The 9,392-nt window shown below is 64.9% G+C and carries 9 protein-coding genes and 1 pseudogene; 6 read left to right on the top strand and 4 right to left on the bottom strand.

Going from position 1 to position 9,392, the window contains the following annotated elements:
- Both ACIQ09_RS20940 and ACIQ09_RS20935 read right to left on the bottom strand, forming a co-directional pair.
- Positions 1-376 (bottom strand): annotated as a pseudogene (locus ACIQ09_RS20940) (peptidase M61); the annotation flags it as partial.
- A 473-nt stretch (positions 377-849) separates the two neighbouring features.
- The gene (locus tag ACIQ09_RS20935) at positions 850-1,776 is read right to left on the bottom strand and encodes a LysR family transcriptional regulator (protein WP_398314166.1); all 927 of its coding nucleotides are present in this window, start codon (positions 1,774-1,776) and stop codon (positions 850-852) included.
- 99 nt (positions 1,777-1,875) lie between these two features.
- Here ACIQ09_RS20935 and ACIQ09_RS20930 point away from each other — a divergent pair, with 99 nt between their 5' ends.
- Positions 1,876-2,652, top strand: a complete 777-nt coding sequence (locus ACIQ09_RS20930; protein WP_398314164.1) for a ferredoxin--NADP reductase — start codon at positions 1,876-1,878, stop codon at positions 2,650-2,652.
- Positions 2,653-2,705: 53 nt separating this feature from the next.
- Here the strand turns inward: ACIQ09_RS20930 and ACIQ09_RS20925 are convergent, their stop codons facing one another.
- A complete protein-coding gene (locus tag ACIQ09_RS20925) occupies positions 2,706-3,752 on the bottom strand; it encodes a poly(3-hydroxybutyrate) depolymerase (protein ID WP_398314162.1) in 1,047 nt (348 codons plus the stop codon).
- A 2-nt stretch (positions 3,753-3,754) separates the two neighbouring features.
- Positions 3,755-4,156, bottom strand: a complete 402-nt coding sequence (locus ACIQ09_RS20920; RefSeq protein ID WP_398314160.1) for an MAPEG family protein — start codon at positions 4,154-4,156, stop codon at positions 3,755-3,757.
- Positions 4,157-4,251: 95 nt separating this feature from the next.
- Here ACIQ09_RS20920 and ACIQ09_RS20915 point away from each other — a divergent pair, with 95 nt between their 5' ends.
- The 5 genes from ACIQ09_RS20915 to ACIQ09_RS20895 all read left to right on the top strand — a co-directional run.
- Positions 4,252-5,988, top strand: coding sequence for an ABC transporter transmembrane domain-containing protein (locus ACIQ09_RS20915; RefSeq protein WP_398314158.1), 1,737 nt, complete (start codon positions 4,252-4,254; stop codon positions 5,986-5,988).
- A gap of 132 nt (positions 5,989-6,120) precedes the next feature.
- Positions 6,121-6,888: an N-acyl amino acid synthase FeeM domain-containing protein gene (locus ACIQ09_RS20910; RefSeq protein ID WP_398314156.1), complete on the top strand. Its 768-nt coding sequence runs from the start codon at positions 6,121-6,123 to the stop codon at positions 6,886-6,888.
- A 144-nt stretch (positions 6,889-7,032) separates the two neighbouring features.
- A complete protein-coding gene (locus tag ACIQ09_RS20905) occupies positions 7,033-7,200 on the top strand; it encodes a chromate resistance protein ChrB domain-containing protein (protein ID WP_398314154.1) in 168 nt (55 codons plus the stop codon).
- A gap of 61 nt (positions 7,201-7,261) precedes the next feature.
- A complete protein-coding gene (gene chrA, locus ACIQ09_RS20900; protein ID WP_398314152.1) occupies positions 7,262-8,623 on the top strand; it encodes a chromate efflux transporter in 1,362 nt (453 codons plus the stop codon).
- 130 nt (positions 8,624-8,753) lie between these two features.
- Positions 8,754-9,392, top strand: a 639-nt coding sequence (locus tag ACIQ09_RS20895; RefSeq protein WP_398314150.1) for an ATP-binding cassette domain-containing protein, incomplete at its 3' end; no start/stop codon positions are given.

The raw sequence follows: 9,392 nt of genomic DNA, 5'->3' as shown, positions 1-9,392 counted from the left end.
GACCCTCATGGCCCTGGGCACACAGGAAGACGCTGGTGCCGTTGAAGAAACCGTGGGTCTGATCAAGGTGAGCCGTGCGCACCGACAGGTCCCAGGCATATACGGTGTAGCGCAGGCTTACGGGGCCCTGGATGCCCGCCGGCAGTTGCCAGGTGTGCTTGTCGGGTCGCGTGACCTCCAGCTCCTGCCGGCCGGCCCTGGCCGACAGACTGACGATGTTCCTGGCGAACTCCCGGATCATGTAACTGCCGGGAATCCACGCCGGCAGGGTGAATACCTGCCCGGCCGGATCCGGATCGTCGAGCTGCAGGCTGACTTCAAACAGATGCGCGGCGGGATGGACAGCCTGGATGGTGTAGCGGACGGGAGTGGTCATGGGAGGCGACGGGAGGGACGGGAGTGGCCGGGATTCTAACAAAGGCCGTCCGGTCCGGCCCCTGGCCACGCAGACCACTGCCTATTTTTTAGGCAGTGGCACAAAACCCTTACGGGTGAAGGTCTTGCAGCCCAACCCCACAGTTTGTCCACACGCTTGCCCACGCCCGATGGGGACAAATTGCCCTCGCACCAAACTGGACAGGCCCTGCCCCATTTTGTTGCAGAGCGTCTTTGTCCTTTAAGATCAAAGCTCTGCTGCACCGCCGCACAGCTTATCCACAGCTTATCCCCGGATTTGTGTGAATAGATAAAAACTATTCAAGCCACGAAAACAACAGGATTGCCCTATTTTTAGGCAGAGGCAAAAACTCCTTATGTGTCCGGCACATGACAGCGCCCCCCACACCTTGTCCACAGGCTTGCCCACGCTCTGTGTGAATTCCCGGGGACTTTCCCACAGGGGCTGAACCCTCAGGGAATGTAGGGCAAGTCGATCAGGTCGCTGCGCGCCACCCCGGCCGTCATCTGCCGGCACAGGGCGATGAACTCGCGCATGCCGGCGGTCACGTATTTGCGCTTGTGGGTCACGAACTGGAACTGGCGGCGCAGATCCAGCTGCGGCGTCTCGATGGGCACCAGGCTGCCCCGGCGAAAGGCGTCGCGCAGGGCCAGTCGCGAGATGCAGCCAATGCCCAGCCCGCTCTCCACGGTGCGCTTGATCGCCTCCGTGTGCTCGAGCTCCAGGCGTACCTTCACCTCGCCGGAGAAATGTCGCAGGGCCTGATCGAAGGTCTCGCGGGTGCCCGAGCCGATCTCCCGCAGGATCCAGTCCTGCCCGGCCAGCTCATCCATGTCCACCGGGCGGCCATGGGCCATGGCGTGCCCTGGTGCGCAGAACACCACCAGTTCGTCCTCCACCCAGGGCTCGACGAGCAGATCGGGATGGCGGCAGCTCCCCTCGATCAACCCCAGGTCAAGTTCATAGCGGGTCAGCTGATGGACGATGGTGGCCGAGTTATGGACCGTCAGCTTCACCCGGGCGCTGGGGTGATGGCGCAGGAAATCGGCGGCGATCAGGGTCGCCAGGTAATTGCCGACCGTCAGGGTGGCGCCGATCTGGAGGGGGCCAAAGTCGGTCTGCCGGGCCAGCAGGGCCTCGATCTCCCGGGCGTGCTCGATGAGCTGCACCGCGTGGGGCTGCACCACCTGGCCCAGCTCGTTCAGGCGCAGGGCCTTACCGATGCGGTCGAAAAGCTGGGTGTCGAACTGCCGCTCCAGTTCGCCCAGGGCCGTGCTCGTGGCCGACTGGGACAGGGACAGCTCCTCCGCGGCACGGGACACGCTTTCGTGGCGAGCCACGGCGAGAAAGATCTCAAGCTGGCGGAGGGTGTACTTCATATCTACAAAACAGAATATATATATCAATACAATCCATTTTACAGATTTATGGCACTGACTAGAATGGGCACATCAACGCCAACCCGAGCAGGCCCTGTCATGAGCAAACTGAGTACCCAGACCGTTTTGTCCGTCCGTCACTGGAACGAATCCCTCTTCAGCTTCAAGGTCACCCGCGACGCCGGCCTGCGTTTCGAGAACGGCCAGTTCGTGATGATCGGCCTGGAGGTGGAAGGTCGCCCCCTGACCCGCGCCTACAGCATCGCCAGCCCAAACTATGAAGAGCACCTGGAGTTCTTCAGCATCAAGGTGCCCAACGGCCCCCTGACCTCGCGCCTGCAGCACCTGCAACCCGGTGACCCCATCGTGGTGAGCAAGAAGCCCACCGGCACCCTGGTGCTCCACGATCTGCTGCCCGGCCGCAACCTCTACCTGTTCTCCACCGGCACCGGTCTGGCGCCCTTCATGAGCGTGATCCAGGACCCGGAAACCTACGAGCGCTTCGACAAGGTGGTGTTGCTCCACGGCGTGCGCTATGTGTCCGAGCTGGCCTACAGCGAGTTCATCGAAGACTACCTGCCCCAGAACGAGTTCTTCGGCGAGGAAGTCCGCGACAAGCTGGTGTATTACCCCACGGTGACCCGCGAGGAGTTCCGCAACCAGGGCCGCGTCACCGACCTGATCACCACCGGCAAGTTCTTCGAGGACACCGGCCTGCCGCCCCTCGACCCGGCCCTCGACCGGGCCATGATCTGCGGCAGCCCGGCCATGCTCGACGACTGCTGCAAGATGCTCGACGCCCGCGGCTTCAAGATCTCCCCGCACATCGGCGCCCCCGGCGACTATGTGATCGAGCGCGCCTTCGTCGAGAAGTAGGACAACGCCGGTCTCAGGGCGGGAGGCGGCAGCGAGCCGCGCGGCAGATCAGCTCACAAGCGCCCCCGCGCTTCGGCCAGACGGGCCACCATCTTGCGCACCGCCGCCATCTGCGGCCCGTTGCGGGTGGCGTAATCAAGGGACGCGTAGCCCCACCAGTCCCAGCACCCCTTCGGGTTGTACACCCAGCGCAGGGAGCCCGCAGCGGCCCCGCTGCGGGCCACCGTCTGGGGATAGAGCACCACCAGCCGGTTGCTCTCCGCCCAGGCGTTGTAGCCGGCCCCCTCCACGAAGCGGCGCCCCACCTGGTCCTCACTCTGGCGGCAGCCATGGAAGGCCACATGCACCTGGCACCCACCGGAGCGGCAGGCCGCCGGAATATAGGCGAAGCCCTGCTCCGCCATGCTGATGTCCACAGGTCGGCCGGCAATGAAGGGACGCTGATCGAAGGTCACCAAAGACTCGGGGCGCCCCGAGGACTTGGGCTTCAGGGGCCCGAGCAGGTGGCCGAGCAGTTCCCCCGGCGCGTCGAAGTCACCGCAGCGGTTGATGAAAGGCGGCTCGGAAGTGTCGCAGGCATTGGGCCGTGTATCGGACACCGAGATCATGGCGTGGCCCGCATCCGGCAGGGGCACCAGCCGGATCGAACCGGCCGGCATCCACTGACGATAGAAAGCCACCAGCGCATCCACCACGGGGCGTTCCACCGTGTGGTCCGCGCTGCCGGTCAACACCCACACCTTGTCGTCCGCCAGCCCGGCCGGCGGGTCGATCAGATCCAGGCGGGCACGGGACTCCATGCGCGGTTTGATAGCATCGGGCGTTGGTGGCAGCGCCCAGCTCTTGGGGGCCATGCAGTTGTTGAGGGCACGCCAGGTGCTGCCCTCGGCGCAGTCGTAGGGCCCTGCCGCCAGCACACCGGCACCCTTGACCAGGCTGGAAAAGGCCACCTGGAACTGCACCGCCATATAGCCGCCCGAGGAGATCCCCGACACGGTGACGGCATCACCCCGAGCCCCCATGGCCGGTAGCGGGGGAGCCGCATGGGCCGAGAGCGCGCATCCAGCCAGGAGCAGCGCCGCGCAGGAAATTCGTTTCATGCTCATACTCCAATCAGCTGCCGGATCACGCCGCCACCGGCCACCAGCCCCAGGGCGCCAAAGGCCAGCGCCCCCACCGTGAAGCCCCGGGCACGCCTGGCCGGATCAGCGGCGTAGGCCAGGGCGTAGGCGATACGGCCCAGCCACCACACCACACCCAGGCCCGCGGCCACGGCATCGCTCACATAGGCGGCGGCAATCCACAGGCAGGGCAGCGTCATCACGGCCCATTCCAGGGTGTTCATCTGCACCCGGTAAAGCCGCTCGAACACCGGGTGGCCTGTCACGGCAGGTGCCTGGACGCCATATTTGTGGCGCCCCTTGCCCACGGCAAACGTGGTTCCGAACATCAGCAGGACAATCAGCAGGGTGACCCCTGCCGTCAATGGCGAAGAAGACAGCATGTCAGCGAACGTGTTGATGTTTTGAAGCTCCATAGCTTACCGGCCATTTGTGCATTGCACATAAAATCCATCCTCCTCCCGGTCCCGCCCCGCCCATGCCTACCCATCCCGCCCGCGCCCTCCTCCACCTCCTCGCCCCCTACCGCCAGCGGGTGATCATCGCCGCCATTGCCCTGGTGCTGGCTGCCGGCGCCATGCTGGCGGTGGGCCAGGGCCTGCGCACGGTGATAGACAAGGGCTTCTCGGCAGGCGACCCGGCCTGGCTGGATCGCAGCCTGGCCGCCATGTTCGGCGTCATCGTGCTGCTCGCCGTGGCCACCTATCTGCGCTTCTACAACGTTTCCTGGCTGGGTGAACGGGTCACGGCCGACATCCGGCGGCGGGTCTTCGACCATCTGCTGTCCCTGCCCCCGGCCTGGTTCGAGGCCGGCCGCACCGGTGAAGTGATCTCCCGCCTCACCTCCGACACCACCCAGATCGAGAACGTGGTGGGCTCCAGCCTGTCCATCGCTCTGCGCAACGCCCTGTTGCTGATGGGCGGGCTGGTGATGCTGTTCACCACCAGCATCAAGCTCACCCTGCTGACCCTGGCCGGTGTGCCCCTGGTGGTCACGCCCATCGTGGTGTTCGGGCGCAAGGTGCGCCGCCTGGCCCGGGAGAGCCAGGACCGGGTGGCCGAGCTGGGCAACCGCATCGACGAGACCATCCACGAGATCCGCATCGTCCAGGCCTATGGCCACGAGGACGCCGACCGGCAGGATTTCGGACGGCGGGTGGAGGACAGCTTCGCCACCGCCCGCCAGCGCGTCGCCAGCCGGGCCAAGCTGGTGGCCGCGGTGCTGCTGCTGGTGTTTGGCGCCATCGCCTTCATCCTGTGGGTGGGCGGGCATGACGTGCTGGCCGGCCGCCTGAGCGCCGGGGAGCTGTCGGCCTTCGTGTTCTACGCCGCCATCGTGGCCGGCAGCATCGGCGCCCTGTCGGAGGTGTGGGGCGAACTGCAACGGGCGGCCGGGGCCACCGAACGGTTGATGGAGATCCTCGCCACCGCACCGGCCATCCAGGCGCCGGCAAACCCTCGCCCCTTCCCGACGCCAGCCCGGGGGGCCATCGCCGTCGACGGAGTACGCTTCCATTACCCTTCACGTCCCGACACCCCCGCCCTCGACGACTTCAGTCTGGCGGTGCAGCCCGGCGAAACGGTAGCCCTGGTAGGCCCCTCCGGGTCGGGCAAGAGCACCGTGTTCCAGCTGCTGCTGCGCTTCTATGACCCGGAAGCCGGCCGGCTCTCCATCGACGGCGTGCCCCTGGCCGAGGCCGACCCGCTGGCCCTGCGCCGCCACATCGCGCTGGTCTCCCAGGAGGCGGTGATCTTTGCCGCCAGCGTGGCCGACAACGTCCGCTACGCCCGCCCCGAGGCCAGCTTCGACGAAGTGCAGGCCGCCTGCCGCGCCGCCTTCGCCGACGAGTTCATCGCGGGCCTGCCCCAGGGCTACGACACCGACCTGGGCGAGCGCGGCGTGCGCCTGTCCGGTGGTCAGCGCCAGCGCATCGCCATCGCCCGGGCCATCCTCGCCAACCGGCCGGTACTCCTCCTTGACGAAGCCACCTCGGCCCTCGACGCGGAGAGCGAGCGCATGGTCCAACAGGCCCTCGATGGACTGATGCGTCAGCGCACCACGGTGGTCATCGCCCACCGCCTGGCTACCGTGCAGAAGGCCGACCGAATCGTGGTGATGGATGGAGGGCGCATTGTGCAACAAGGCAGTCACGCAGATCTGATCGCCGCTGATGGCCTTTATGCACGCTTGGCACGCCTGCAGTTTGTGTCGTGAACGCTGGCTCTCCGGCCTGTAGAGGGGCGACAGGCTGCACAGCAGGGACATGATTGGTTACAAGGCAATTCGTGACTTAAGTCCCTGTAAATGCTCAAATCCGGCGCATCATCTTGCACCGGCAAGCCCTTCGTGAAAACACTCCAACCCGTCCGCAGCGCCAGAGACTGGCGCCCAGAAGTACACAACTCCGCCTCCAGCCACCCACAACCCGGCATTCCCTTCATCGACACGGATGCCTTGCGCTTTGCCTCCTCCGACACCGCCTCCTATCTGGTGCACTGCGCCGATCCCCACAGCCACGGCCACGCCGTTCAACTGCTGATCGAGCGCCGCTACGCCTGGCGTGGCCTACATGCCGGAGACGCCCATCACCACCAGAGCCGTCCTGACTGCATCACCCTGGTCGCCTCCAGCGGCAAGGACGTGTTCGGCACCGTGACCCTGCGCCTCGACGGCCCGGCGGGTCTCCTCGCTGACACGCTGTATGGGGAAGAGCTGGCCTACTATCGTCAGGGCAATGCCCGCCTGTGCGAGATCACCCGCCTGGCCGTAGACACCCACCACAACACCAAGGAAGTGCTCGGCGCCCTGTTCCACCTGATTTACATCCACTTCCGTCTCATTCATGGCGGGACGGCCGTAATCATCGAGGTCCATCCCCGCCATGCCGGTTTTTACAAGCGCATGCTGGGTTTCACCGAGATCGGCGGCGAGAAGGCCTGCCCACGGGTCAACAACGCTCCGGCCGTACTGCTGCACCTGGACGTTCGCCATGTGGATGAGCAGATCGCCCTGCTCGGCGGCACGGGCTCGTGCCGGGCCCGTTCCCTGTATGCCTACTTTCTGTCACGGGAAGAGCAGGACGACATCCTCGCGTCCCTGACCGCAGGTCACTGAACGCCGGACACCATGGAGGGTGGGAGTGGGATAGGTGCGCCCCTGCGACAGCGGGCGCTCGCTCAGGCCACAGTGCTCTGCCTTGCCCGCATTACGGCATGACGCCCGAAGAGCTCATGCATCAATTGCTACAATAACGTAGCGTTGTATATATGGCTGGAGTCGCCCGCCGACTGCCCTGCCAATGCCCTGGGTTTCGACTTCGACGGCGCGACTTTCAGTCACGCCGGCGTTCGGGTCACCTTTGAAGTACTGCTGAGAGCGCCTTGGCAGGCCTGTGGGAAAGCATCGCCGACGGCGATCAACGCCTGAACCTCGCCAGCGCGGTATTTGATGGTTTGCTGGCCTCCTTCGAGAAAGCGCGTCCCGCAAAATGAACCCCGCCCCCGCCATTCCCGCAGTAAGTGCAGACGCACCACCCGCGGCGGTCAGCTTCAGGGAAGCCTTCGTTTTCTGGCTGAGGCTCGGCTTCATCAGCTTCGGCGGGCCGGCCGGGCAGATTTCGATCATGCACCAGGAGCTGGTGGAGAACCGCCACTGGATCTCCGAGCGACGCTTCCTGCATGCGCTCAACTACTGCATGGTGCTGCCCGGCCCCGAGGCCCAGCAACTCGCCACCTACATCGGCTGGCTGATGCACCGGCGCTGGGGCGGTATCGTCGCCGGGGTGCTGTTCGTGCTGCCTTCATTGTTCATCCTGATTGCCCTGTCGTGGATCTACATCGCCTTCGGCGAGATGCCCCTGGTGGCCGGTTTGTTCTATGGCATCAAGCCGGCTGTCACCGCCATCGTTGTGCAGGCTGCTCACCGCATCGGTGGTCGGGCGCTCAAGAACAATGCCCTGTGGGCGATTGCTGCCGCGTCCTTTGTGGCGATCTTTGCGCTGGATGTCCCGTTCCCGGCCATCGTCGCCGTCGCCGCGCTCATCGGCTACGTGGGCGGACGGCTTGCGCCCGACATCTTCAAGGCCGGTGGGGGCCATGGCATGGCCGGCAAATCCTTCGGCCGGGCCCTGATCGACAACGATACGCCAACCCCGGAACATGCCCGCTTTCGCTGGACCGGGCTGATCAAGGTAGCCCTGACAGGAGCCCTGTTGTGGGCGATTCCGATGGGCTTGCTCACTGCCACCTACGGCGGGGATCACACTCTGACGCAGATGGGCTGGTTCTTCACCAAGGCCGCGCTTCTGACCTTTGGTGGCGCCTATGCGGTACTGCCCTATGTGTATCAGGGGGCTGTCGGACATTACGGCTGGCTCACGCCGGTCCAGATGATTGACGGGTTGGCCCTCGGTGAAACGACGCCCGGCCCGCTGATCATGGTGGTGGCCTTCGTCGGCTTCATCGGCGGCTACGTGAAAGCGGTCTTTGGTCCGGACAGCCTGTTTCTGGCCGGCGCGGTCGCGGCATCCCTGGTGACCTGGTTCACCTTCCTGCCATCCTTCATCTTCATCCTGGCCGGTGGACCGCTGATCGAGACGACCCATAACGATCTCAAGTTCACCGCCCCCCTCACCGCCATCACCGCCGCCGTGGTGGGCGTAATCATCAATCTGGCGCTGTTCTTCGGCTACCACGTGTTGTGGCCAGCGGGGCTTGCCGGCCCCTTCGACTGGGTGTCGGCACTGATCGCCCTGGCGGCAGCCATCGCCCTGTTCCGGTACAAGCGCAGCGTGATCCAGGTCATCGCAGGATGTGCCGTGCTTGGTCTGCTCATCAAGAGCATCCATTGATACCGAGCACCCGGGCATTGCCTTCAATCGAAGTTCCGCACTGGGAACGAACGGTTTTCAGATGCCGATTCCGGGGACAACTCGGGTAAAGTCACGCCTTCGATTTTTGCATTACTGGAACCCTTCCCCCATGGCCCAATACGTCATGTCCATGCTCCGCGTGAGCAAGGTCGTCCCCCCCAAGCGGCAGATCATCAAGGACATCTCCCTGTCCTTCTTCCCCGGCGCCAAGATCGGCCTGCTCGGCCTGAACGGCTCGGGCAAATCCACCGTGCTCAAGATCATGGCCGGCGTCGAAAAGGAATACGACGGCGAAGTCCAGTGGCAGCCCAATATGTCCATCGGCTACCTGTCCCAGGAGCCCCAGCTCGACCCGGACAAAACCGTTCGTGAAGAGGTCGAATCCGGTCTCGGCGAAGTCATGGAAGCCAAGCAGAAGCTTGAAGAGGTGTACGCCGCCTACGCCGAGCCGGACGCCGATTTTGACAAGCTGGCCGAACTGCAGGCCAGGTACGAGAACATCATCGCCACCAGCGGTGCCGACGTGGAAACCCAGCTCGAGATCGCTGCAGACGCCCTGCGCCTGCCGCCCTGGGATGCAAAGATCGGCCCCCTCTCCGGTGGCGAGAAGCGCCGCGTGGCCCTGTGCAAGCTGCTGTTGTCCCGCCCGGACATGCTGCTGCTGGACGAACCGACCAACCACCTGGATGCCGAATCGGTGGAATGGCTGGAGCAGTTCCTGGTGCGCTTCCCCGGCACCGTGGTGGCC

This window comes from Zoogloea sp. (genome assembly GCF_044344315.1).
Taxonomy (GTDB): Bacteria; Pseudomonadota; Gammaproteobacteria; order Burkholderiales; family Rhodocyclaceae; genus Zoogloea.
Note: the sequence above shows the minus strand (reverse complement) of the source record. Positions and strands in the feature narration are given on the sequence as shown.